Below are 22,795 nucleotides of genomic sequence, written 5' to 3' on the forward strand. Positions count from 1 at the left end.
CGTGCTGGTTGTACGGGGCTCCCCCGCTCCGTGCACGGCTTTAGCAACGCTTTATGAAACGTTGACTCCGAAGTCTAGAGCGATGCCGCGCAGACCGGACGCGTACCCCTGGCCCACTGCACGGAACTTCCACTCGCCGCCGTACCGGTACAGCTCGCCGAAGATCATCGCGGTTTCGGTGGAGGCGTCCTCGGAGAGGTCGTAGCGCGCGAGCTCCTGGCCGTCCGCCTGGTTGACGACGCGGATGAACGCGTTGCTCACCTGGCCGAAGGTCTGCCCGCGGTTGTCCGCGTCGTGGATCGAGACGGGAAAGATGATCTTGTCGCAGGTGGCGGGCACCTTCGAGAGGTCCACGATGAGCGACTCGTCGTCACCCTCGCCCTCACCCGTGAGGTTGTCACCGGTGTGCTCGACCGAGCCGTCCGGGCTTTTGAGCTGGTTGTAGAAGATGAACCACTCGTCGCCCATCACCCGGCCGCCGCTGCACAGCAGCGCGCTGGCGTCCAGGTCGAAGTCGGCCCCGGTGGTGGAACGTGCGTCCCAGCCGAGCCCGACCAGGACCTGCGTGAGGTTCGGTGCGGCCTTGGAGAGGGAGACATTGCCTCCCTTGGCGAGCGTGACGCCCATGATCCCTGGTCCTCCCCGCGTGTAAGACGGTGCTGTTGTCGAGCGCGTCCGGCGCCGCACTGCGAGAGTGCGGCGCCGGACGGGTGAGCGTGGTGCGCGTGGGGCGACCGCCGGGACGGTGACTGTTCGTACGGCGATCGCCCGTGTGGCTGCTGTCGGCTCAGACGTTGACGCCGAAGTCCTGCGCGATGCCGCGCAGGCCCGAGGCGTAGCCCTGGCCGACGGCGCGGAACTTCCACTCCGCCCCGTTCCGGTACAGCTCGCCGAAGACCATGGCGGTCTCCGTCGAGGCGTCCTCGGAGAGGTCGTAGCGGGCGATCTCGGTGCCACCCGCCTGGTTCACGACGCGGATGAACGCGTTGCGCACCTGGCCGAAGGACTGCTGACGGTTCTCGGCGTCGTAGATCGAGACCGGGAACACGATCTTGTCCACGTCGGCCGGGACCGTCGCGAGGTCGACCTTGACCTGCTCGTCGTCGCCCTCGCCCTCACCGGTGGTGTTGTCGCCGGTGTGCTCGACCGAGCCGTCCGCGCTCTTCAGGTTGTTGAAGAACACGAAGTCCTGGTCGTTGCGGACCTTGCCCTCGGCGCTGATCAGGATGGCGCTGGCGTCCAGGTCGAAGTCCGTACCGGTGGTGGTGCGGACGTCCCAACCCAGGCCCACGACGACCGCTGTGAGGCCAGGGGCCTCCTTGCTCAGCGATACGTTGCCGCCCTTGCTGAGGCTGACTCCCACGAGTCCTCCCTATGGTCTGTAGGGGCGGGGAGCCCCGTAGTGCGTCTTGTATCGGATCAACGTCTGGATCCTAGTGAGGGGTTCCCGCCCCGGCGAGGTTCCCACCGGGTGTCGTACCCCCAGAATCCGGAAGAGGCGCTTTACAGGACTTCGAGCGCCTTCGCGTACTCGTTCAGGTCACGGGCGTCGGGGAGGCCGTTGACGACGGTCCAGCGGACCACGCCCTCCTTGTCGATGATGAAGGTGCCGCGCACCGCGCAGCCCTTCTCCTCGTCGAAGACGCCGTACGCGCGCGAGGCCTCGCCGTGCGGCCAGAAGTCGCTCAGGAGCGGGTACTCCAGGCCCTCCTGCTCGGCGAAGACCCGCAGCGTGAACGGGGAGTCGTTCGACACGGCGAGCAGCTGCACCTCGTCGTTGACGAACTTCGGCAGCTCGTCACGGAGCGCGCACAGCTCGCCGGTGCAGACGCCGGTGAAAGCGAACGGGTAGAAGAGCAGCACCACGTTCTTCTCGCCGCGGAAGTCCGAGAGCTTCACGGTCTCGCCGTGCTGGTTCTTCAGCTCGAAGTCCGGAGCCTTGGTGCCGACCTCGATCGCCATGGTGAAGCTTCCCTTCGGTGGGGCTGTTCGGGTGGCTTCACCCTAGTTGGCGGCGGGAAAGCACGTTCACGACGGGCCACCGCCGCGCCCGCGCCGGGCATGCGCCGAGGCCCCGCGGGCGCACGTGTGCACCCGCGGGGCCTCCTCTGGGGTCTCCCGGGTCCTTTCCGGTCCCGCCGGGACGGTTACCGCTTCTTGGCGGCCGTCTTGGGCGTCACCAGCCTGCTCCCGGTCCAGTCCTTGCCCACGCTGACGCCCTTGGTCTGCGAGAGCCCGGCGGTCGTGGCGGCCTCACCGATCTCACTCGGCTCGACGTACCCGTCCCGCCCGGTCTTCGGCGTCAGAAGCAGGATGTAACCGCCGTCTTCGATGTACGTGGTGGTGTCCACCAGCGCATCAGTAAGGTCCCCGTCGTCCTCACGGAACCAGAGCACCACGGCATCAGCCACGTCGTCATAGTCCTCGTCGACGAGCTCTGTGGCGGTTGTGGCCTCGATGGCCTCACGGAGCTCCTGATCGACGTCCTCGTCGTAGCCGATCTCCTGGACCACCATGTCGGTCTGGAAACCAAGCCTTGCGGCAAGGTTCGTCTCCGCGTGGTCCGCGGTCGCGCTCACGGATTGCCTCCTGATCATGTTTACGAAGTTGTCTGCAGCTTCGCGCACGCGCGAAGCGTTGGCCGTAGTCCACACGTGCGCGACGGATCGCGCAAGTACCCGGCCGTCGAGACCGCCGAAACGGTGACGTTCCAGGCCGTGCCACCACAACTCCTGTCAAGGATTCCCGCAGGCCGGTGATGTACGCCACAGCATTCTGCCGGGTTTGCCCGCCCTGCGCCGACACCGAGCGTAACCGCCCCGCCGAATTACTTCGCACAGAGATGACGATTCCGATTCCGAGGTACACGATGGACAAGGGTGTACCCGACGGCGTACGCGACAGTGGGCGATGCTCGACCGACCGAGGACGGACGGCCGCGCACCGCCGGCAGCACCACCGCCCCTGGCACCGGCGGTGGCATCGGCGGCGGCGCACCACCGAGAGTGGCATCACCGACAGTGAAGGAACAGCGTGGTTTCCGGATCCGATCGCAACCCGATCATCATTGGCGGTCTCCCCAGTCAGGTCCCGGACTTCGATCCGGAAGAGACGCAGGAGTGGCTCGACTCCCTCGACGCCGCGGTCGACCAGCGCGGCCGCGAGCGAGCCCGCTACCTGATGCTCCGACTCATCGAGCGGGCCCGCGAGAAGCGCGTGGCCGTGCCCGAGATGCGCAGCACGGACTACATCAACACGATCGCCACCAAGGACGAGCCGTTCTTCCCCGGCAACGAGGAGATCGAGCGCAAGGTCCTCAACGCCACGCGCTGGAACGCCGCGGTGATGGTCTCCCGCGCGCAGCGCCCCGGCATCGGCGTCGGCGGCCACATCGCCACGTTCGCGTCCTCGGCGTCCCTGTACGACGTCGGCTTCAACCACTTCTTCCGCGGCAAGGACGACGGCCGCGGCGGCGACCAGATCTTCTTCCAGGGGCACGCCTCGCCCGGCATCTACGCCCGCGCGTACCTCCTGGACCGCCTCACCGAGAACCAGCTCGACGCCTTCCGCCAGGAGAGGTCCAAGGCGCCGAACGGGCTCTCCTCCTATCCGCACCCACGCCTCATGCCGGACTTCTGGGAGTTCCCGACCGTCTCCATGGGCCTCGGCCCGCTGGGCGCGATCTTCCAGGCCCGGATGAACCGCTACATGGAGGCGCGCGGCGTCGCCGACACCTCCGACTCGCACGTGTGGGCCTTCCTCGGCGACGGCGAGATGGACGAGCCCGAATCCCTCGGCCAGCTCTCCATCGCCGCCCGTGAGGGCCTGGACAACCTGACCTTCGTCGTCAACTGCAACCTGCAGCGGCTCGACGGCCCGGTGCGCGGCAACGGCAAGATCATCCAGGAGCTGGAGTCCCAGTTCCGCGGCGCCGGCTGGAACGTCATCAAGCTGGTCTGGGACCGCAGTTGGGACCCGCTGCTCGCGCAGGACCGCGACGGCGTCCTGGTCAACAAGTTGAACATCACGCCCGACGGCCAGTTCCAGACCTACGCCACCGAGCCCGGCTCCTACATCCGCGAGCACTTCTTCGGCGACGACCACCGGCTGCGCGCCATGGTCGAGAACATGACCGACGACCAGATCCTGCACCTGGGGCGCGGCGGCCACGACCACAAGAAGATCTTCGCGGCGTTCACTGCGGCCAAGGAGCACAAGGGCCAGCCGACGGTCATCCTCGCGCAGACGGTCAAGGGGTGGACCCTCGGCCCGAACTTCGAGGGGCGCAACGCCACGCACCAGATGAAGAAGCTGACGGTCGACGACCTGAAGGGCTTCCGCGACCGGCTGCACATCCCGATCTCCGACGCGCAGCTGGAGGGCGGCGCCCCGCCGTACTACCACCCCGGCCGCGACAGCGAGGAGATCCAGTACATGCACGACCGCCGCAAGGCATGCGGCGGCTACGTGCCGACCCGTGTCGTGCGCGCGAAACCGCTTCAGCTGCCGGAGGACAAGACCTACGCCACGGTCAAGAAGGGCTCCGGGCAGCAGTCGATCGCCACCACCATGGCGTTCGTCCGGCTCCTGAAGGACCTCATGCGGGACAAGGAGATCGGCAAGCGCTTCGTGCTGATCGCGCCCGACGAGTACCGCACCTTCGGCATGGACTCCTTCTTCCCGAGCGCGAAGATCTACAACCCGCTCGGCCAGCAGTACGAGTCCGTCGACCGCGACCTCCTCCTCGCCTACAAGGAGTCGCCGACCGGCCAGATGCTCCACGACGGCATCTCCGAGGCGGGCTGCACGGCCTCCCTCATCGCGGCCGGTTCCGCTTACGCAACGCACGGCGAACCCCTCATTCCTGTCTACGTCTTCTACTCGATGTTCGGTTTCCAGCGGACCGGCGACCAGTTCTGGCAGATGTCCGACCAGCTGGCGCGCGGCTTCGTCCTCGGTGCGACCGCGGGCCGGACGACCCTGACCGGGGAGGGCCTCCAGCACGCCGACGGCCACTCCCAGCTCCTCGCCTCGACCAACCCCGCCTGCGTCGCCTACGACCCGGCGTACGGCTACGAGATCGCCCACATCGTCAAGGACGGCCTGCGCCGCATGTACGGCCCGACGGCCGACGGCAAGCCCGGCGAGGACGTCTTCTACTACCTCACCGTCTACAACGAGCCGATCCAGCACCCCGCGGAACCCGCCGACGTCGATGTCGAGGGCATCCTCAAGGGCATCCACCGCATCAGCACGGGCACCTCCGGGGAGATCCCCGCGCAGATCATGGCCTCGGGCGTCGGCGTCCCCTGGGCCATCGAGGCCCAGCGGATCCTCGCCGAGGAGTGGAACGTACGGGCCGACGTCTGGTCCGCCACCTCCTGGAACGAACTGCGCCGCGAGGCCGTGGACGTCGAGCGCCACAACCTGCTCCACCCCGAGGAGGAGCAGCGCACGCCGTACATCACGCGCAAACTCTCCGGCGCGCAGGGCCCGTTCGTCGCCGTCTCCGACTGGATGCGGTCCGTGCCCGACCAGATCGCCCGCTGGGTCCCCGGCACCTACCAGTCCCTCGGCGCCGACGGCTTCGGCTTCGCCGACACCCGGGGCGCCGCCCGCCGCTTCTTCCACATCGACGCCCAGTCGGTGGTCGTCGCGGTCCTCACGGAACTGGCCCGCGAGGGCAAGGTCGACCGCTCCCTTTTGAAGCAGGCGATCGACCGGTACCAGCTCTTGGATGTGACATCGGCCGATCCTGGGACAGCGGGCGGTGATGCGTAGGGCTCCGCGGGGGTAGCGGGTCGGGCTGGGGCCGGCTGGGCCGGATCGGGTCGAGTTGGATCGGCTGGGTCGGGTTCGGCCCCGGGTCGGGTTCGGCCGGGTCGGGTTCGGCCCCGGGTCGGGGCGAATTGGATCGGCTGGGCCGGGTCCGGCCCGGTCTGGCCCGCGCGGTTCCGGCCCCGGGTGGGATGTGGCTGGGCCTGGCCCGGCCCGGTCTGGCCCGCGCGGTTCCGGCCCCGGGTGGGATGTGGCTGGGCCTGGCCCGGCCCGGTCTGGCCCGCGCGGTTCCGGCCCCGGGTGGGATGTGGCTGGGCCTGGCCCGGTCGGGCCAGGGTGCGGCTGAGTTGGGTCGGGAGCGGGCTGCGCGGCTTCGCTGGGGGCGGGCCGGGTGGGCTGCCCTTCGGCGGCTCTCTCGGGGTCTCCCTGAGCGCTGGATGGTTGGCGCTCAGGGTCGCCGAGCGGTGCTCCAGTCATCGAGGCTCGTTCGCGCGACCCCGCCCCGCGCTCGGGCAACCCGGGCTTTCGTCTCCGCGATTTACCGGACCAAAGGTCGCCCCGATGGCACTGCCCCGGGCCGGACGCACCCGCCCGGGGCGGTGGTCAGGGCGGTCAGTCGATCGGGCCCGGGGTCAGAGCAGACCGCCCGCGGCGGTGCCGGTCGCCGAGGCGAGCCATACGACCGCGAGCAGCGTGTCGATGGCACCGAGGACGACGGCGACCAGCGCCGACACGGACTGCGTGCCGGTCCAGCGCCGCCCCATGGCCAGCCAGCCGCAGACCAGGGCGACCGGACCCAGCAGAATGCCCAGGACGAAGAACCCTGCGATCGCGCTGACGAGGCCGATGATCGCGAGCGACGCGCGGTCCGGCCCGCTCCGCGATCCTGCGCGGCCGCGTGAACGGGGGTGCTTGCGCGTGGTGTGACCGAAGCCCGCCATCATCACTCCTCGAGTTCGTCTGCACTCGGGCGATGAATCGGGTACCCCGTCTGCCGCCGTCTACCACCGGCACCCCCGTGCCGTCATCTTTCCCAGACCTTGAACGCGCGGGCCCGGTACGGCGATTCGGGCTCCCAGGTACCGCTGCCGGGGTAGGTCTGGAACTCCCCGGTCTCCCCGCACTCGGCGGACTGGTACGTGGTGACGGGACGGCCGGTGCGGTTGGCGAGGGACGCCGCGCTGCTCCCCTCCGGCAGCGCGACGCAGCTCTCGATGTCGATCCCGGCCAGCTCGTAGGTGTGCCGGGGCCCCTTGAACCCGGTCTTCTCCCAGAGACAGAGCTCCCCCGCCCCGCAGTCTCCGAGTTTCGGTGGTGCCGCCGCGGCGGGCCCTGGCGGCAGGGCCATCACCCCGAGCACCGCCGCGGCGACGCCGACGATGACCGCGACCGGCATGCTCGCAGGACTGTGCATGAACGTACGCATATCTCTGAACCCCCGTGTTGTGTCGACCAGTTGCGTTCGCGACTGATCGCCTGGCACCCACCTTGGCCCGGAGGATCCGGTTCCGGGAAGGGCTTCCGAGCGACGTCACCCGGATAAGCGAAAGCCCCCGGAAAGTTCCCGGGGGCTTCCCCCACACGAGCGGTTTCAACGCCCTGTCGACGGCTTAGGGCGGTACTGCCCTCCCCCATGAGCTGGGGTTTCGGGCACCGGGACCGCCCACGGCTCAGATGTGCGCGGCCCCCGCCGCGTCCGCGTTGTCGCCCCGCTTGGTCAGCATCGCGACGAGGATCGCGACGACCGCGACACCGCAGGCGACCAGGCAGGCCAGGCTCATGCCGGAGATGAAGGTGTCGTGCGCGACGCCCGTGATCTTCTCCGCGAGCGCGGCGGGCGTGCCGGGCGGCACCGGAGCGGCACCGACCTGGACGGCCTCGGACGCCTGGTCCAGCTGCGTCGGGGATAGCGGCGGAAGCTTGGCGTCCGTCCAGTTGCCCGCGAGGTCGCTGTCCACCTTCGACGCCATCACGGCACCGAGGACGGCGGTGCCGAGGCTGCCGCCGATCTGCATCGCGGCCTGCTGGAGGCCACCGGCGACACCGGACAGCTCCATCGGCGCGTTGCCCACGATGACCTCGGTGGCGCCCACCATGACGGGCGCGAGACCGAGTCCGAGCAGCCCGAACCAGACGGACATGATGCCGCTGCCGGTGCCCGCCTCGAGCGTGGACATGCCGTACATGGCGATGGCCGTGCACGCCATGCCGCCGGCGAGCGGGATGCGCGGACCGACCTTCGTGATCATCGCGCCGGCCAGCGGCGAGGCGACGATCATCATGCCGGTCAACGGCAGCAGATGCAGACCGCTGTCGATCGGGCTCATGCCGTGCACGTTCTGCAGGTAGAAGGTGACGAAGAACAGGCCGCCCATGAACGCGATCGCCATGAGCACCATCAGCACCACACCGGCCGACAGCGGCACCGAGCGGAACAGTCCGAGCGGGATGAGCGGCTCGGCGACCCGGGTCTCCCATATCGCGAACAGCACGAAGCAGAGCACCGCCGCGGCGAGGAACGTCCACGTCAAGCCGGAGCCCCAGCCCCATTCGGGCGCCTTGATGAGGGCCCAGACGAGACAGAACATCGCGCCGGACAGCAGCACGATGCCGGGAATGTCGAAGGACCGCGGCGCGTTCTCGGCGCGGTGGTCGAGAAGGATGACGAGCCCGAGGATCAGGGCGAGGACGCCCACGGGGACGTTGATGAAGAAGACGGACTGCCAGCTGACGTGCTCGACGAGCACGCCGCCGAGGATCGGGCCGCCCGCGGTCGACGCGCCGATGACCATGCCCCAGATGCCGATCGCCATGTTCAGCTTCTCGGCGGGGAACGTGGCGCGCAGCAGGCCCAGCGCGGCGGGCATGAGGAGCGCGCCGAACAGGCCCTGGAAGACGCGGAAGGTGACGACGAACGCGATGCTGTCGGACAGTCCGATGGCGCCCGAGGCGGCGGCGAACCCGACCACGCCGATGAGGAAGGTCTGCCGGTGTCCGAACCGGTCGCCGAGCTTGCCCGCGGTGATGAGCGTGACCGCGAGGGCGAGGAAGTAGCCGTTGGTGATCCACTGGACGTCGGCGAAGCTCGCGCCGAGGTCCTTCTGGATAGCCGGGTTGGCGATGGCGACGATGGTGCCGTCGAGGGCGACCATCATCACGCCGATCGCGACGGAGAAGAGGGTCAGCCAGGGGTGGCCGCGCAGCCCCTTGGCCGGTGCCGGGACGGGGTCGGGTCCCGGAACCCGGTCCGCCTTGTCGACAGTGGTCTGACTAGTCATACGTTCGAGGCTAGTGACAGCGCCTGACAGTTGACAAAGCATTTCACAAGTCGGTAACTGTCACGTCGCTCACACTACGGTGGACTGCACAAACAGCTCGAAAGAGGACCATGACGACTCGGTTGAACCTGCGTGAACTCAAGAAGCAGCGCACGCGAAACGCCTTGCTGCGCGCCGCGCTTGAGCTCTTCACGTCCCAGGGCTTCGAGTCCACCACGGTCGACGAGATCGCCGAGGCCTGTGAGGTCTCCCAACGCACCTTCTTCCGCTACTTCGCCAACAAGGAGGAGGCCGCGTTCGCCGTCCAGCAGATGGTGGAGTCCCGCTTCGTCGCCGCCTTGCGCGAACGCCCCGCGCACGAGAGCCCGTTCGAGGCGCTGCGCCATACGGTGGTCGGCACCTGGGAGGCGCTGAGCCGCTCGGTGGAGGAAGTCATCCCGGTCGAACTGCACATGCGCACCTACCAGATGATCGAGTCGACTCCGGCGCTGCTCGCCGCACATCTGCGCCGCTCCATCGAGCTGGAGGAGGAAATCGCCCGCGTGATCGCAAGGCGGGAGGGGCTCGACGTGGACACCGACCCCCGTCCGCGCGTCGCGGTGGCCGCGTTCAGCGGGGTGATGCGGATGACGGGGCGACTGTGGGGCGCGGGTGAGGACCCGAGCCTCGACGCCATCCGCGACCTCACCGAGTCCTACCTCGACCACTTGAAGCCGTCTCTGGGCGAGCGGTGGAATTCCGACGGAGCGTGAGCGCTTCTGCGTGACGCCGGTCGCACCCACGCGCGCGTGGGCTCGCCGATCCCTCACGCAGGGTGAAGGCAAGCCCGTGACTGCGTCTGCTTTTGCCCAAAAACCCCGTTGGAAACGTGATCTGTCTCACCCATGGCACGGAGCGCTGTGAGCTTCTCCTAGGGTGTCCCGCAGTGACTTCCTTCGACTCCTCCCCCCAGCTCAACGTATGGCGCGCGCTGCTCGCGCTGACCGTCGTGTTCATCATGCTGGCGACCACCGGGTGGACCGCGGTGCGCCATCACCGGGGCGCCTCGTCGCCGCTCCAGGCCGCGCTCACCTCGTGGGAGCACGGCAGACTCGACGGACACGCGCTGCCGAGACCCGACGGCTCCCCCGCCCGTCTCGCCCGCTTCTTCGCCTCACTCTCCGAACACCAGCGCGGTCGGCTCGTGGCGCGCTACCCCCTCGCGGTCGGCAACATGAACGGCGCCCCCGTCGAGCTGCGCTACCGCGCCAATCGCCGCGCGCTCGACCAGGCACGCGCGGTCGAGGCGAAGCGGGTGCACGACGTCCGGCTCTCCGCGGTCGGCCAGGCCAATGCCTCAGAGCGCATGAAGCGCTTCGCGCTCCTGACCAACCCGGACCGCCAGATCCTCGCCTTCGACCCCATGGGCTCCGGCCGCGTGGCCGAGGTCTTCGGCGACCTCGACAAGGCGCAGCGCGTCTCCGTCGTGGTGCCGGGCGTCGACACGAACGTCCTGACCTTCCAGCGCACGTTCCGCGCGTACTCGGCCCCGGTGGGCATGGGCCGCTCGCTGTACGCCGCCGAGCGCGCGGCGAGCCCGCGCACGCGCACCGCCGTCATCGCGTGGGCCGACTACACCGCGCCCGCCGGCCTCGGTGTGGACGCCGCGACGTCGATGCGCGCCGACGACGGCGCGGTCCGGCTCAACGCGATGCTGCGCGGCCTGCCCGGCCGGTCTCCCGTCGCCCTGTACTGCCACAGCTACGGCTCCGTGGTGTGCGGTGTCGCCGCGCACCACCTGCCCGCGCGCGTCAGCGACATCGCGGTGGCGGGCAGCCCGGGGATGCGGAGCGAGAACGTCGCCGGACTGGGCACCCACGCGCGCGTGTGGGCCACCCGCGACAAGGACGACTGGATCCAGGACGTGCCCTACATGGAAGTGGGCGGTCTCGGGCACGGTGCGGACCCGGTCTCCGCGGGCTTCGGTGCACGGGTCGTCTCCTCAGCAGATGCCAAGGGCCACACCGGTTACTTCGCACCGGGCACCGAGAGCCTCAGCAACTTCGCCGAGATCGGCACTGGCTCGTACCGTTCGGTTCGCTGCGCGGGCGCGGATGCACAGTGCCGGAAAGGATTTTCCGGTAGTACCTCTGTCTGACGCGCGTAGAAATCGGTGAAACAGTGGTCCGACGCAACAGGCGACGGAGGCGCGCATGCCGCATACGATGAGCCGCATGGGTGACGTACTGGCCGGATTTCATGCCGCCTGGGAGTTCGAGTCCGACTCCGTGCTCATCCGCTTCGAACGGGGGATCCGCACACCGAAGCTCCTGCAGGCGCTCGGTGAACGCCGCATCCCCCTGGAAGCGATCGCGGCGGTGACCTTGACTCCTGGTAAGCGCGGGACCGTGGTGCTGCACGCGGAACCGAGACCCGGCGTGGATCCGTTGATGGATGCCGCGGCGGGCCAGCTCAAAGAAGCCTGTGATCCTTACCGTCTGGTGCTGCCGGCCGAGCGGGAGACCCTCGCGGAGTACTACGCGGACGAACTGCGCGGCATGCTCGACGCCGACAAGGACCTGCGGTCGGACGGTTACCTGGTGGCTCCGCCCGAGGCCCCGCTGCAGTTCAAGGCGTACGACGGCAAGGCCTCTTTCGACGGAACCTCGGTGTCCTTCCGCTGGTTCTGGACGGGAGCCTCGTCGGCGAAGTGGAAAGCCGGGGACAAGACGTTCCCCGTCGCCGACCTGAGCGGCGTGGAGTGGCGCTCCCCCGAACTGTTCGAGGGCTACCTGCGCCTCGTGCACCGAGCGACGGCCGAGGACCAACCGGGCCAGGCCGACCAGGACCCGGCCGCCGTCGTCTTCGGGCTCGGCTACGGCCCCGTGCACGAGTCCCTGCCCTTCGCCGCCTCGGTGCTCGCCGCCGTACGGACCAGGAGTCCCGCTCCCTCGTCGGCCGGCCAGCTCCGCGCCGACGCCGCTGCGACCGGGCGCCGCGACCCGGCGGACATCGCGGACCGCATCCGCCACCTCGGCGAACTGCACCAGGCGGGTCTGGTCACCGACGCGGAGTTCTCGACGAAGAAGGCCGAACTCCTCGCGGAGCTGTAACAGGGAGCTGTCGCAGCCAGACTGTGACCGCTGGTGATACCTGGGTATGAGGTGCGGTTGAGCACCTCGGTATGACGGCACACCCCCTGCCCATTGCCTACGCTGATCGGGCGATGAGCACTCCGCCGCCTCCACCCGAGCACGCCCCCCGCCCACCGGACGAAGAGTCCGGGCGAGGGGGCCGACGCCATGCGCTGATCCACACCTTGCGCCGCACCGGCGACAGGCTGGCCGCGGCCGGTTCCGCGCTCACGACCGCTGTGGGCGGGGACCGCTCCGAGCCGCTGCTGGCCCAGGCGCCCAAACGCTGGATGCGGCTGCTGCCGTACTTGATCGCGTCGGGGTTCGTCGCGGTGCTCATCCCGGTCACCACACAGGTGCTGTCGCACGACTACGGAGTGGGCGGCGGCCTCGCCGGTGCCATCGGCGTGGCGCAGGCCGCTCCGCTGCTGCTCGCGGTCAGCCGCCCGCTGACCGCCTGGCTCATCATGATCGTCGCCGCCACGCTCGGCGCGATCCCCGTGCTCCAGGGCGACGCACACCACCCCTCGCCGTGGACGCCCATGGTCGTCGTCGGATATGTGCTGCTGTGCATAGCCCTGGCGCTGCGGGAGAGCCGCCGCAGGCTGGTCGGCATCTGGCTCATCACCGTCGTTGTCAGCATCGTCCTGGGCATGTTCCGTGACGGGTCGAGCCAGGACACTGGCGTGCTGCTCATCGTCCTGAGCGGCGGAGTGCTCCTTCTCGGCGCCCTGCTCCGGGAGCGGGGCGAGACACAGCGCAAGCTCGTCGAGCAGGAGACGATCAGCGAGGCCGAGCGGACTCGCCGCACGCTCCTGGAGGAACGGGCCAGGATCGCCCGGGAGTTGCACGACGTCGTGGCCCACCACATGTCGGTGATCACCGTGCAGGCGGACTCCGCGCCGTACCGGCTGCAGGGCCTGTCCGGGGAGACCCGCGAGGAATTCGCCTCCATCGCCGCGGGCGCGCGGGAATCGCTGACCGAGATGCGGCGCCTTCTGGCCGTCCTGCGCAGCGAGGGCACGCAGAGCGACCTGACGCCGCAGCCCGGCCTCGCGCATCTGGGACAGCTGGTGGAGGCGACCATACGAGGCGGGGTGCCGGCCGAGCTGTCGTACCTGGAGCTGACGCTCGTCGACCAACTGGCCGACGTACCGCCCGCGGTGGACCTCTCCGCCTACCGGATCGTGCAGGAGGCCCTGGCGAACGTGGTGCGGCACGCCCCCGGCGCGCGGACGCAGATTTCGATCGGCCTGGACGAGGACGCCTTGCTGGTGATCGTGGTCAACGGTCCGGCCGCCGAACCCGTCTCCCCCATCGAGTCCACCGGTACGGGGCACGGTCTGATAGGGATGCGCGAGCGCGTACGGTTGGTCGGCGGCACGCTCGATGTGGGTCCGCTGCCCGCGGGGGGATTCCGTGTCGCGGCCCGGCTCCCGCTGACCCCGTCAGATTCCCCTTCGGCGTAACTTCGGCGCAAAGGAATTCCGCACGCATGACCATCCGCGTGATCATCGTCGACGACCAGAGCATGGTGCGGGCCGGGTTCGCCGCGCTGCTGTCCGCGCAGAGCGACATCGACGTGGTGGGTGAGGCACCGGACGGCAGACAGGGCATCGAGGTCAGCCGGTCCACGCACCCGGATGTGGTGCTCATGGATGTCCGCATGCCCGAGATGGACGGACTGGCGGCGACGCGCGAGCTGCTGACCCCGCCGCCCGGCGTGGTGCACCGTCCCAAGGTGCTCATGCTCACCACCTTCGACGTGGACGACTATGTGTACGCCGCGCTGCGGGCGGGCGCCTCCGGCTTCCTGCTCAAGGACGCGCCGCCGACGGATCTGATCAGTGCCGTGCGCATCGTCGCGGCCGGGGAGGCGTTGCTCGCGCCGACCGTCACCAAGCGCTTCATCGCGGACTTCGCGAAGACCCGGCCGACGCGCAGGGACCGTTCACCGCGGCTCAAGTCCCTGACTCCGCGCGAGCTCGAAGTACTCGAGCTGATCGCGCGCGGCCTGTCCAACCAGGAGATCGCCCAGAAACTGGTGCTGGCCGAACAGACCGTGAAGACCCACATCGGCCGCGTGCTCGCGAAGCTGGACCTACGGGACCGCGCACAGGCCGTGATCTTCGCCTACGAGTCCGGCCTGGTGACGCCCGGCGACCAATAACGCCCGCTACCCGGGTATGACTTCCCCCTGACGCACACCGTGCGCTGGACCGCTTCGGCTACGGTCAACGCCCGTGGTAGCAAGCCGATTTACGGGATCAGCGCCTCTGCGACCGCCCTACCCCCTACTGCAGTATCACGTACAAATACCCAGGTAGCAGCCGTTAGTTGGCTCCGCAGTGTGACGTGTCGGCCGAGACCGTCTTTCTACCTTCCCCTCGTCACACCAACGGAGGGGGACAGGCGATGGGCCTGGGTTCTTGGAAACGACGCGGCCGCCGCACTCTGGTCGCCACCGCGCTCATGACGACGATCATCGCGGGTACAGCGGGCTGGGCCTCGGGCCACGAGCAGCGTCCGCTGACCGGCCCGCCGCCCGGCACCGCGTCCTGGATCGCGGACAAGACGCTGGGGACGCCCCTGCCCGACCCGGGGACGGCGAGCCCGGCACATGTGGCCGCCTTCTTCCATGGGTTGAGCGCGGCGGCGCGGCATGAGCTGGCCGCCCGGCATCCGTCGGTCGTCGGCAATCTGGACGGTGCGCCGATCCCGTTGCGCTACGAGGCGAACGCACTGGCGCTGCGGGCGGAGAAGACCCGGGCCGTGGCCATCGCGCGGAACACCAGACTGACCACGCACGCCCGGGCGGCGGCTCGCGCACTCGTCGAACGGTGCGCGGAGCTGCTCGCTCCCGACCGTCGGATCCTGGCCTTCGACCCGCGCGGCCGAGGACAAGTCGCGGAGGTGTACGGCGACTTGCGCGCCGCGCGCCATGTCTCCGTGGTCGTTCCCGGCTCCGACATCGACCTGGACTCGTTCGACCGGGCCAAGGACGTGTACGGGACGCCCACCGGAATGGCGAAGTCCCTGTACGCGGCGGCGCGGGGCCGGGCGGCCGTCGTGGCGTGGGTCGGTTACACCACGCCGCTCGGGCTCGGCCCGGACGCCGCCACGGGCCGGCTCGCCGAGGCAGGAGCGCCCCGCCTGGCGCGCTTCGTGCAGGGCCTCGTCGCGGCGGGCGCTCCCGAGCCCAGCATCTTCTGTCACAGCTACGGCTCGGTGGTGTGCGGGCTCGCCGCCTCCCGGCTGCCCGCCTCCGACCTGGTGGTGGTCGCGTCCCCCGGGGTGCGCGCCGACAGCGTCTCGGAGATGCGCACAAGAGCCCGTGTGTGGGCGGCGCGGGACGACAGCGACTGGATCGCCAAGGTCCCGCATGTCGAGCTGTTCGGTCTGGGACACGGGACCGATCCCGTCGATCCCTCTTTCGGGGCCCGCCGGATCCCGGCCGAGCGGGCCCACGGCCACACCGGCTATTTCGCACCCGGCACGGACTCGCTGCGTGCCTTCACCCGTATCGCCACCGGAGCGTCCTCATGACCCTCACCACTGTGCGGGCGTCCGCCGCCTCGGCCGTCGCCGCGATCGACGCCAGGACACCGGCCCACCGGGACCGGGCCGTCGACGGGCTGCGTGCCGTGGCCCTGCTCGCCGTACCCACCGGACACTGGCTCCTCGGCGGCTTCACCTTGGACGACCGAGGCGCCCTGCACAACGCGAGCCCACTGTCCGCGTTCGGCTTCTTCGCGCCCGTGAGCTGGGTGCTGCAGATGCTCGGCGTCTTCTTCCTCGTGGGCGGATACGCGTCGGCCCTCTCCTACCGGAGAGCCCGGGAGCGCGGCACCTCGACGGCTCGCTGGCTGCACGGCCGAATGGCCCGGCTCAGCCGCCCGGTGCTGGGTGTGACGGCGGTGTGGGCCGCGTTGATCCCGGTGCTGTACGCCCTCGGCGTTCCGGCCACGACGCTGCGGACCGGGTCCACTCTGGTGATACAGCCGCTGTGGTTCGTCGGGATCTACACCGTGATCACCGCGCTCACCCCTTACTGCATCAGGGCTTCCGACCGTCTCGGTGCCTGGGCCGCCGCGCCTCTTGTGGGCTCGGTCGCCGCGGTCGACTTCCTCAGGTACGGCCCCTTCGCTTCAGCGATGCCGTCCTGGCTGAGTCTGCTGAACCTTCTGCCGGGCTGGATGTTCGCCTACCAACTGGGCGTCAGCTGGGGTGGGAAAAGGCTCGGCAAGCGAGGCGCCTGGGTGCTGCTCGTCGGTGGGACCGCACTGTTCGCGCTGCTCCTGCTCGTTCTCCACTACCCGGCATCGATGGTCGGGGTGCCGGGCGACGCGCGGACCAACTCCCATCCACCGTCGCTCCTGGTCCTGGCCCTGGCCGCCGCGCAGAGCGGGGCCGCGATACTCCTGCGGGAGCGCATCGGCCGACTGCTGCGTCGCCCCGCGCTGTGGGCACCGGTCGTCGTGATCAATCTGTCGGCCATGACGATCCTGTGCTGGCACCAGACGGCGATGCTGACGGCAGCCGTCCCCGCGTCCTTCGCCGGTGCGATACCGGGCCTGACCACCGCGCCGGACTCGCCGGTCTGGATAGCCGCCCGACTCGCGTGGCTGCCGTTGTTCGCGGCGCTGCTCGTCCTCATAGGGCGTCGGACACGGGCGTTCGAGGCGCCGTGGACCCGGGTCGGCCGGCACCGCCGGGCGTTGGCCGGACTGCTCGCCGCCGGGTTCACCGTGTTCGCACTGGGGCTGGCATGAGGCGGCGCCCGGCAGGGTCCCTGCGCCTCTTGCCTCCCCGGACCGCCTGCCGGCCCGCTCCGACGGCAACCGGCTGTCGCGGTCGTCGGAGCGGGGAGGCATCGGCTTCTTGCCTACTCGCGGCCCGCCGACGTGAAGGTCATGTCGGCGTAGCGCTCACCCGAGACCCGGGAGGCGATCGGATCCAGGAGCGCCAGGTCTTCCTCGCTGAGGGAGATCCGGGTCGCCGCGGTGTTCTCCTCGACACGGCTGCGCTTGCGGGTGCCGGGGATGGGGACGACGGGGAGGCCGAAGGTCTGCGACTGCCGCTGCACCCAAGCTAGGGCGATCTGGCCGAGGGAGGCGCCGTGGCGGTCGGCGACCTGGCGGACGGGTTCGAGCAGGGCCGCGTTGACGGCGGCGTTATCGCCGGTGAACCGGGGCTGCTGGCGGCGGAAGTCGTCCTCGGACAGCTCCTTGTCGGCGCTGACGAAAGCACCGGTGAGGAACCCGCGGCCGAGTGGCGAATACGGGACGAGCGCGACACCGAGTTCAGCGGCGGCCGGCACCACGGACCGCTCGATGTCACGGCTGAACAGTGACCACTCGGACTGGACGGCCGCGATCGGGTGGACGGACTGCGCGGCGCGCAGCTCGGCGGCGGTGACCTCGCTGAGACCGAGGTGCTTGACCTTGCCGGCGGCGACGAGCTCGGCCATCGCGCCGACCGTCTCCTCGATGGGGACTCCCGGGTCCCGGCGGTGCATGTAGTACAGGTCGACCGAGTCGACGCCCAGGCGCTGGAGGCTGGCGTCGATGCTGGTCCTGATGTAAGCGGGGTCGTTGCGGATGGTGCGCTTGGTGGGGTCGTCGGGGTCGGTGCCGAGGGCGTACTTGGTGGCGAGGACGATCTCATCGCGATGCGCCTTGACGAAAGGAGCAAGGAACTTCTCGTTCTCACCGGCGCCGTAGACGTCGGCCGTGTCGTACAGAGTGACGCCGAGCTCATGGGACCGCTCCAGGGTGGCCCGTGCCTCCTCGGCGTCGGTCGGACCGTAGGCCCAGCTCATACCCATGCAGCCGAGGCCCTGAGCGCCCACCACGGGCCCGTTCTTTCCCAACTCAACAGTGGAGAGGCGCACGTCGCCGCCCTGCGGTGTCCGTTCGGTGTGGGCCATGTGGTTCAGGTCCTTTCCGACGCCTATCGGGCGCCCGCATAGAAATTGATCTTGTGGTCGAGCACCGCGAGGGTGTCCTGCAGCTCGGCCATCCGGTTCAGGACGTCGCGCCGGGTCGATTCGAGGAGTTCCCGGCGCTCCTCGAAGGTCTCCTCGCCCAGGCGGACGAGTTCGGCGTAGCGGACCATGTGGGCGACCGGCATGCCGGTCAGCCGCAGCTTGCCGACGAAGGCGAGCCAGTCCAGGTCGCGGTTGCTGTAGCGGCGCTGGCCGGTGTGCGAGCGGTCGACATCGGGCATCAGCCCGATCCGCTCGTACCAACGCAAGGTGTGCGCGGTCAGTCCGGTGAAGGCGACGACCTCGCTGATCGTGTACCGGTCCTGGCCGTCGGGGCGCGGGTGCGCGCTCGGCGTCGAGGCGCAGGCGTCGACCTTGGTCCGGTCGGCCCCGGTCGGATTGGGTGCGGGCGTGGTGGTCTCCATCACCGTCATGGCCCCCACGCTAGAACCTTGGAGTGCGCTCCAAGCAAGCGTCGTGGGAAATCTTGGGCGACGGCCGGGTGGTACCCGCGCTACGGTCCGGATCATGAGCTTCGTCCGCCGCGCCGTTCCCGAGGACGCCGAAGAGCTGGTCCGGTTACGCAAGATCATGCTCGACTCGATGCACCCCAGCACCGATGTGAGCTGGCAGCCGACCACGATCGCGGCCCTGCGCTCGCATCTCGCCGAGCCCGAGGACGAGTTGACCGCGTTCGTCGTCGACGCCCCGACGCCGGGGTCCGGGCTCGCGGCCTGCGCGACAGGGGCGATCCACCGCGGTCTGGGCGGGCCGGGCAACCCCTCCGGCAGCTCCGGGCATGTCTTCAACGTGTGCACCGACCCGGGACACCGGCGCAAGGGCTATTCGCGGGCCTGCGTGGAGGCGCTCCTGGCCTGGTACCGGGAGCGCGATGTGCGCCGCATCGACCTGCACGCGACAGCGCAGGGCGAGCCGCTGTACGCCTCGCTCGGGTTCACCCGCACCCCCTCACCCGCGATGCGGCTGACGTTCTAGGCTCGTGCGTATGCAGAGCCTCGCCTTGATCGAGAACTGGCCGGTCCCGACCGCCGCCGCAGCCGTCGTCCGAGCGGACGGCACGGTGCTCGGCACGCACGGTCCCACGGCCCACCGTTTCCCGCTGGCCTCGGTCACCAAGCCGCTGGCCGCCTATGCGGTGCTCGTCGCGTACGAGGAAGGAGCGGTCGAGCTGGACGATCCGGCCGGCCCGGAGGGGTCGACGGTGCGGCACCTCCTTGCGCACACCAGCGGCCTCGCCTTCGACGAGCACCGGACGACGTCGGAGCCCGGGACCCGACGGCTGTACTCGAACGCGGGGTTCGAGGTGCTCGGGGACCACATCGAGAAGGCGACGGACATCCCGTTCGCCGAGTACCTGCGGCAGGCCGTGCTCGAGCCGCTCGGGATGACCGCCACGACGCTGGACGGCTCGCCCGCCAAGGACGGGGTGTCCACGGTGGACGACCTGGTGCGGTTCGCCACGGAGCTGCAGGCGCCCCGCCTGCTCGACCCGCGCACCGTGGCCGAGGCGATGACGGTGCAGTACCCGGGCACGAAGGGGGTGCTCCCGGGGTACGGGCACCAGAACCCGAACGACTGGGGGCTCGGGTTCGAGATCCGCGACCACAAGTCGCCGCACTGGACGGGGAGCGCGTCGTCCCCCCGCACGTTCGGCCATTTCGGCCAGTCCGGCACCTTCCTGTGGGTCGACCCGGCGGCGGGCGCGGCCTGCGTCGCACTGACGGACCGGGCGTTCGGCCCGTGGGCGGCGGAGGTATGGCCTCCCTTCACCGACGCGGTGCTCTCCGAGCTGTGACCGGCGGGGGGTGACGGGGGCTGCCCCGCCCGGCCCGGGGTGACGGGGCTGCCCCGCCCGACCCCGGCCCGGCCCCTGTTCCCGTCCCGGCGGGGCTCGATCAGCAGGAGACACGTGCGGCCGCACGTCCCCACCGTGGCAGCCCGGCGACGCGTCGACCGCCCGTGTGCGGCGCAGCGCCTGCCGCACCGACCCTGCCCGCACGGAGCTGCCCGCCCAAGGCCCCACCCGGGATGGCCTACCCGGGGCTGTTCCCCGGACGGGCCCCGTCCCTCATCTCCCAGATCAACAGATGCGCCCCCCTGAGCGCGAGCATCTCGACATCCCGCTCTCCCGCGATCCGGACGGCGTCTCCTTGTCGGAGGTCCGTGTCGTGCAGGCGTACTTCGCCGCGGATGACGTGGACGTAGACGTGGGGCGCGGAGGGGAGTTCGGTTCGTTCGCCGTCGGAGAGGCGGCGGATGTGGAGGGTGGCACCTGCCGCGGGGACGTCGTAGGGGGTGGAGTCGGCGATGCCGTGGACGACGTCGTAGGTGGGGTCGCCGCCCGGCGAGAGGGGGGCGAGCCACATCTGGAGGAAGACGAGGGGCTTGATGCCGTCGTTGCGTTCGACGTGGCGGACGCCGCCGCCGGAGCTGAGGTGCTGGACGTCGCCGGGGTGGACGACCGACTCGTGGCCGGTGGAGTCCCGGTGAGTGAGTTCGCCGGAGATGACCCAGGTGACGATTTCGGTGTGGCTGTGGGGGTGTTCGGCGAAGCCGGCGCCGGGGGCGAGGTGCTCCTCGTTGCAGGCGAGGATTGAGCCGAAGCGCAGGTTGTCCGGGTCGTAGTGCGGGCCGAACGAGAAGGCGTGGAAGGACTCGATCCCGGCGTCGGGTTCACCGCCCGGATAGCGGTCGGCGGAGCGGCGGACATCAATCACAAGTCCCACGGTAGCTGTCGGTAGCCGCAAGCAGCCGCCCTTTCAAGCCGTCCCAGACATCCAGCTCCGCCACCCCGACCATCCGGCTTGCCCCGCCCCAGACACCGGCTCCGCCACCCCCAGCATCCGCCTAGCCCGCCCATACACCCGGGCACCCCCACCCCAAACACCCGGCTAACCCAGCCCCCAGGCACCGGCTCCGCCACCCCCAGCATCCGCCTAGCCCGCCCATACACCCGGGCACCCCCACCCCGAACACCCGGCTGGCCCACCCCACAGCTCCGCCCACCCAAGGCACCCAGCTCCGACTCTTTCGGAACCCGGCTCGGCCACCCCGAGCATCCGGCTCGGCCACCCGAGCACTCAGCTCGGCCACCCCGAGCCCCCGGCTCCGCCACTCCGAGCATCCGGCCCCGGCCCGCCACAGGCGCCCGGCCCAGCTCCAGCCGCCCCCAGGGCCCGGCCCCACCCGCCCAGACACCCGACCCCGCCCACCCCAAGCACCCGACCGCGCCCACCCCAAGCACCCGACCGCGCCCACCCCAAGCACCCCACCCCGCCCATCCCCCACCCCCACCCCACCTCCGCCCCTCCGGGGCCCCCGCGCAGACCCGCCACTCCGTCATCCCCTCCCGGTAAGGCAGTCTTGTCCCCGTGCCCCAATCGGAATCAGCGCAGACTTCAGCGAACGAACCGGCGGACCGCCGCCCGAACCCCCGTGCGGACCCGCACCCGCACTCGGCGACCCTGAAGCGCCTGGAGAAGTCATCCGGGGCGCTCGCCGCGCAGGCGATCACGCGCATGGACGAGACGCTGTCCTGGTACCGGGCGATGCCGCCGGAGAACCGGTCGTGGATCGGGCTCGTGGCGCAGGCGGGCATCGCGGCGTTCACCGAGTGGTTCCGGCACCCGGACACGCCGCAGGCCATCTCGACGGACGTCTTCGGCACGGCGCCGCGGGAGCTGACCCGGGCGATCACCCTGCGTCAGACCGTGGAGATGGTGCGGACGACGATCGAGGTCATGGAGTCGGCCATCGACGAGGTGGCCGCGCCGGGCGACGAGAGCGTGCTGCGGGAGGCGCTGCTGGTCTACGCGCGGGAGATCGCGTTCGCGACCGCGCAGGTGTACGCGCAGGCGGCGGAGGCGCGGGGCGCGTGGGACGCCCGCCTGGAGTCCCTCGTGGTGAACGCGGTGCTGTCCGGGGAGGCCGACGAGGGCGCGATCAGCCGGGCCGCGGCGCTGGGATGGAACTCACCCGAGCACGTCTGCGTGGTGCTGGGGACGGCGCCCGACGGGGACAGTGAGCTGACTGTCGAGGCCATTCGGCGGGCCTCGCGCCACGCCAAGCTGCAGGTGCTGACCGGGGTGCTCGGGGACCGGCTCGTGGTGATCGCGGGTGGCAGCGACAATCCGCTGGCGGTGGCGAAGTCGCTGATCGGGCCGTTCGCGGCGGGGGCCGTGGTCGCGGGGCCCGTGGTGCCGGACCTGCTTGCGGCGACGCGGTCGGCCCAGGCGGCGGCCGCCGGGCTCAAGGCGTGCGGCGCGTGGCAGGACGCTCCGCGTCCGGTTCTTGCGGACGATCTGCTTCCGGAGCGCGCGATCGCCGGAGACCCCTCCGCGCGGGAGCAGTTGGTGGAGGAGATCTACAGACCGCTGGAGGAAGCCGGCTCGGCTCTTCTCGAGACGCTCAGCGTCTATCTGGAGCAGGCGAGCAGCCTGGAAGGTGCGGCCCGGATGCTCTTCGTGCACCCGAACACCGTCCGCTACCGGCTCCGACGTGTGACGGACGTCACCGGGTGGTCGCCATCGGATGTCCGCTCGGCGTTCACGCTGCGCATCGCGCTCATCCTGGGGCGCCTGGCCGACGCGGATCCCCAGTCGTAGCCTTTTGTCGGGGAT

Annotated in this window: 21 protein-coding genes; 11 read left to right on the top strand and 10 right to left on the bottom strand. The window is 70.1% G+C overall.

Features of this window, described 5'->3' with window-relative positions; all coding sequences use genetic code 11:
- Nucleotides 1-51 precede the first annotated feature (51 nt).
- The 4 genes from N5I75_RS10600 to N5I75_RS10615 all read right to left on the bottom strand — a co-directional run bounded on the left by N5I75_RS10600 (nucleotide 52) and on the right by N5I75_RS10615 (nucleotide 2,579).
- Nucleotides 52-627: a TerD family protein gene (locus tag N5I75_RS10600; protein WP_365561353.1), complete on the bottom strand. Its 576-nt coding sequence runs from the start codon at nucleotides 625-627 to the stop codon at nucleotides 52-54.
- 160 nt (nucleotides 628-787) lie between these two features.
- Entirely contained in the window at nucleotides 788-1,363 is a 576-nt protein-coding gene (locus tag N5I75_RS10605; protein WP_398196181.1) for a TerD family protein, read from the bottom strand.
- Between the two features lie 140 nt (nucleotides 1,364-1,503).
- Nucleotides 1,504-1,962 (bottom strand): peroxiredoxin, encoded by a 459-nt coding sequence (locus tag N5I75_RS10610; protein ID WP_476676451.1) that lies wholly within the window; start codon nucleotides 1,960-1,962, stop codon nucleotides 1,504-1,506.
- Between the two features lie 185 nt (nucleotides 1,963-2,147).
- Nucleotides 2,148-2,579, bottom strand: a complete 432-nt coding sequence (locus N5I75_RS10615; RefSeq protein ID WP_394434478.1) for a DUF3052 domain-containing protein — start codon at nucleotides 2,577-2,579, stop codon at nucleotides 2,148-2,150.
- Nucleotides 2,580-3,033: 454 nt separating this feature from the next.
- On the opposite strand from N5I75_RS10615, the gene aceE reads away from it, so the two are divergent.
- Nucleotides 3,034-5,781: a pyruvate dehydrogenase (acetyl-transferring), homodimeric type gene (gene aceE / locus N5I75_RS10620; protein ID WP_476676452.1), complete on the top strand. Its 2,748-nt coding sequence runs from the start codon at nucleotides 3,034-3,036 to the stop codon at nucleotides 5,779-5,781.
- A 629-nt stretch (nucleotides 5,782-6,410) separates the two neighbouring features.
- Here the strand turns inward: aceE and N5I75_RS10625 are convergent.
- The 3 genes from N5I75_RS10625 to N5I75_RS10635 form a co-directional block, all read right to left on the bottom strand.
- The gene (locus N5I75_RS10625; RefSeq protein WP_476676453.1) at nucleotides 6,411-6,722 is read right to left on the bottom strand and encodes a small hydrophobic protein; all 312 of its coding nucleotides are present in this window, start codon (nucleotides 6,720-6,722) and stop codon (nucleotides 6,411-6,413) included.
- Between the two features lie 80 nt (nucleotides 6,723-6,802).
- Nucleotides 6,803-7,192 (bottom strand): peptidase inhibitor family I36 protein, encoded by a 390-nt coding sequence (locus tag N5I75_RS10630; RefSeq protein WP_476676454.1) that lies wholly within the window; start codon nucleotides 7,190-7,192, stop codon nucleotides 6,803-6,805.
- 256 nt (nucleotides 7,193-7,448) lie between these two features.
- Nucleotides 7,449-9,056: an MFS transporter gene (locus tag N5I75_RS10635; protein ID WP_476676455.1), complete on the bottom strand. Its 1,608-nt coding sequence runs from the start codon at nucleotides 9,054-9,056 to the stop codon at nucleotides 7,449-7,451.
- 110 nt (nucleotides 9,057-9,166) lie between these two features.
- Between N5I75_RS10635 and N5I75_RS10640 the strand changes: the two genes are divergently transcribed.
- The 7 genes from N5I75_RS10640 (at nucleotide 9,167) to N5I75_RS10670 (ending at nucleotide 16,941) form a co-directional block, all read left to right on the top strand.
- Nucleotides 9,167-9,808: a TetR/AcrR family transcriptional regulator gene (locus N5I75_RS10640; protein ID WP_476676456.1), complete on the top strand. Its 642-nt coding sequence runs from the start codon at nucleotides 9,167-9,169 to the stop codon at nucleotides 9,806-9,808.
- Nucleotides 9,809-9,981: 173 nt separating this feature from the next.
- Nucleotides 9,982-11,193 carry an alpha/beta hydrolase gene (locus N5I75_RS10645; protein ID WP_476676457.1) on the top strand — a complete coding sequence of 404 codons (1,212 nt, stop codon included), beginning with the start codon at nucleotides 9,982-9,984 and terminating at the stop codon, nucleotides 11,191-11,193.
- A gap of 76 nt (nucleotides 11,194-11,269) precedes the next feature.
- Entirely contained in the window at nucleotides 11,270-12,148 is an 879-nt protein-coding gene (locus N5I75_RS10650) for a DUF4429 domain-containing protein (protein ID WP_476676458.1), read from the top strand.
- A 113-nt stretch (nucleotides 12,149-12,261) separates the two neighbouring features.
- Nucleotides 12,262-13,638 (top strand): sensor histidine kinase, encoded by a 1,377-nt coding sequence (locus N5I75_RS10655; protein ID WP_476676459.1) that lies wholly within the window; start codon nucleotides 12,262-12,264, stop codon nucleotides 13,636-13,638.
- 26 nt (nucleotides 13,639-13,664) lie between these two features.
- Entirely contained in the window at nucleotides 13,665-14,339 is a 675-nt protein-coding gene (locus N5I75_RS10660; RefSeq protein ID WP_476676460.1) for a response regulator, read from the top strand.
- A gap of 245 nt (nucleotides 14,340-14,584) precedes the next feature.
- The gene (locus tag N5I75_RS10665) at nucleotides 14,585-15,715 is read left to right on the top strand and encodes an alpha/beta hydrolase (RefSeq protein ID WP_476676461.1); all 1,131 of its coding nucleotides are present in this window, start codon (nucleotides 14,585-14,587) and stop codon (nucleotides 15,713-15,715) included.
- On the top strand, nucleotides 15,712-16,941 hold the full coding sequence (locus tag N5I75_RS10670) for an acyltransferase family protein (RefSeq protein ID WP_476676462.1): 1,230 nt from the start codon (nucleotides 15,712-15,714) through the stop codon (nucleotides 16,939-16,941). The genes N5I75_RS10665 and N5I75_RS10670 overlap by 4 nt, the downstream gene beginning before the upstream one ends.
- 113 nt (nucleotides 16,942-17,054) lie before the next feature.
- Here N5I75_RS10670 and N5I75_RS10675 read toward each other — a convergent pair whose 3' ends face one another.
- Together N5I75_RS10675 and N5I75_RS10680 are read right to left on the bottom strand one after the other, a co-directional pair.
- A complete protein-coding gene (locus N5I75_RS10675) occupies nucleotides 17,055-18,098 on the bottom strand; it encodes an aldo/keto reductase (protein WP_476676463.1) in 1,044 nt (347 codons plus the stop codon).
- 23 nt (nucleotides 18,099-18,121) lie between these two features.
- Nucleotides 18,122-18,589 (bottom strand): MerR family transcriptional regulator, encoded by a 468-nt coding sequence (locus tag N5I75_RS10680; protein WP_476676464.1) that lies wholly within the window; start codon nucleotides 18,587-18,589, stop codon nucleotides 18,122-18,124.
- A 94-nt stretch (nucleotides 18,590-18,683) separates the two neighbouring features.
- Here N5I75_RS10680 and N5I75_RS10685 point away from each other — a divergent pair, with 94 nt between their 5' ends.
- Together N5I75_RS10685 and N5I75_RS10690 are read left to right on the top strand one after the other, a co-directional pair.
- Nucleotides 18,684-19,151 carry a GNAT family N-acetyltransferase gene (locus tag N5I75_RS10685; RefSeq protein ID WP_476676465.1) on the top strand — a complete coding sequence of 156 codons (468 nt, stop codon included), beginning with the start codon at nucleotides 18,684-18,686 and terminating at the stop codon, nucleotides 19,149-19,151.
- Between the two features lie 10 nt (nucleotides 19,152-19,161).
- Nucleotides 19,162-19,971 carry a serine hydrolase domain-containing protein gene (locus N5I75_RS10690; RefSeq protein ID WP_476676466.1) on the top strand — a complete coding sequence of 270 codons (810 nt, stop codon included), beginning with the start codon at nucleotides 19,162-19,164 and terminating at the stop codon, nucleotides 19,969-19,971.
- A 238-nt stretch (nucleotides 19,972-20,209) separates the two neighbouring features.
- Here the strand turns inward: N5I75_RS10690 and N5I75_RS10695 are convergent, their stop codons facing one another.
- Nucleotides 20,210-20,902, bottom strand: coding sequence for a pirin family protein (locus N5I75_RS10695; RefSeq protein WP_476676467.1), 693 nt, complete (start codon nucleotides 20,900-20,902; stop codon nucleotides 20,210-20,212).
- Nucleotides 20,903-21,640: 738 nt separating this feature from the next.
- On the opposite strand from N5I75_RS10695, the gene fasR reads away from it, so the two are divergent.
- Nucleotides 21,641-22,780 (top strand): fatty acid biosynthesis transcriptional regulator FasR, encoded by a 1,140-nt coding sequence (gene fasR / locus N5I75_RS10700; RefSeq protein ID WP_394438319.1) that lies wholly within the window; start codon nucleotides 21,641-21,643, stop codon nucleotides 22,778-22,780.
- Nucleotides 22,781-22,795 lie beyond the last annotated feature (15 nt).

This window comes from Streptomyces sp. R818, from assembly GCF_056172735.1.

Excerpts from the sequence above, each read along its gene's own strand:
- N5I75_RS10600 (WP_365561353.1), bottom strand. The coding sequence starts at position 627 with ATGGGCGTCACGCTCGCCAAGGGAGGCAATGTCTCCCTCTCCAAGGCC.
- N5I75_RS10610 (WP_476676451.1), bottom strand. The coding sequence starts at position 1,962 with ATGGCGATCGAGGTCGGCACCAAGGCTCCGGACTTCGAGCTGAAGAAC.
- N5I75_RS10625 (WP_476676453.1), bottom strand. The coding sequence starts at position 6,722 with ATGATGGCGGGCTTCGGTCACACCACGCGCAAGCACCCCCGTTCACGC.
- N5I75_RS10630 (WP_476676454.1), bottom strand. The coding sequence starts at position 7,192 with ATGCACAGTCCTGCGAGCATGCCGGTCGCGGTCATCGTCGGCGTCGCC.
- N5I75_RS10635 (WP_476676455.1), bottom strand. The coding sequence starts at position 9,056 with ATGACTAGTCAGACCACTGTCGACAAGGCGGACCGGGTTCCGGGACCC.
- N5I75_RS10640 (WP_476676456.1), top strand. The coding sequence starts at position 9,167 with ATGACGACTCGGTTGAACCTGCGTGAACTCAAGAAGCAGCGCACGCGA.
- N5I75_RS10650 (WP_476676458.1), top strand. The coding sequence starts at position 11,270 with ATGGGTGACGTACTGGCCGGATTTCATGCCGCCTGGGAGTTCGAGTCC.
- N5I75_RS10655 (WP_476676459.1), top strand. The coding sequence starts at position 12,262 with ATGAGCACTCCGCCGCCTCCACCCGAGCACGCCCCCCGCCCACCGGAC.
- N5I75_RS10660 (WP_476676460.1), top strand. The coding sequence starts at position 13,665 with ATGACCATCCGCGTGATCATCGTCGACGACCAGAGCATGGTGCGGGCC.
- N5I75_RS10665 (WP_476676461.1), top strand. The coding sequence starts at position 14,585 with ATGGGCCTGGGTTCTTGGAAACGACGCGGCCGCCGCACTCTGGTCGCC.
- N5I75_RS10670 (WP_476676462.1), top strand. The coding sequence starts at position 15,712 with ATGACCCTCACCACTGTGCGGGCGTCCGCCGCCTCGGCCGTCGCCGCG.
- N5I75_RS10675 (WP_476676463.1), bottom strand. The coding sequence starts at position 18,098 with ATGGCCCACACCGAACGGACACCGCAGGGCGGCGACGTGCGCCTCTCC.
- N5I75_RS10680 (WP_476676464.1), bottom strand. The coding sequence starts at position 18,589 with ATGACGGTGATGGAGACCACCACGCCCGCACCCAATCCGACCGGGGCC.
- N5I75_RS10685 (WP_476676465.1), top strand. The coding sequence starts at position 18,684 with ATGAGCTTCGTCCGCCGCGCCGTTCCCGAGGACGCCGAAGAGCTGGTC.
- N5I75_RS10690 (WP_476676466.1), top strand. The coding sequence starts at position 19,162 with ATGCAGAGCCTCGCCTTGATCGAGAACTGGCCGGTCCCGACCGCCGCC.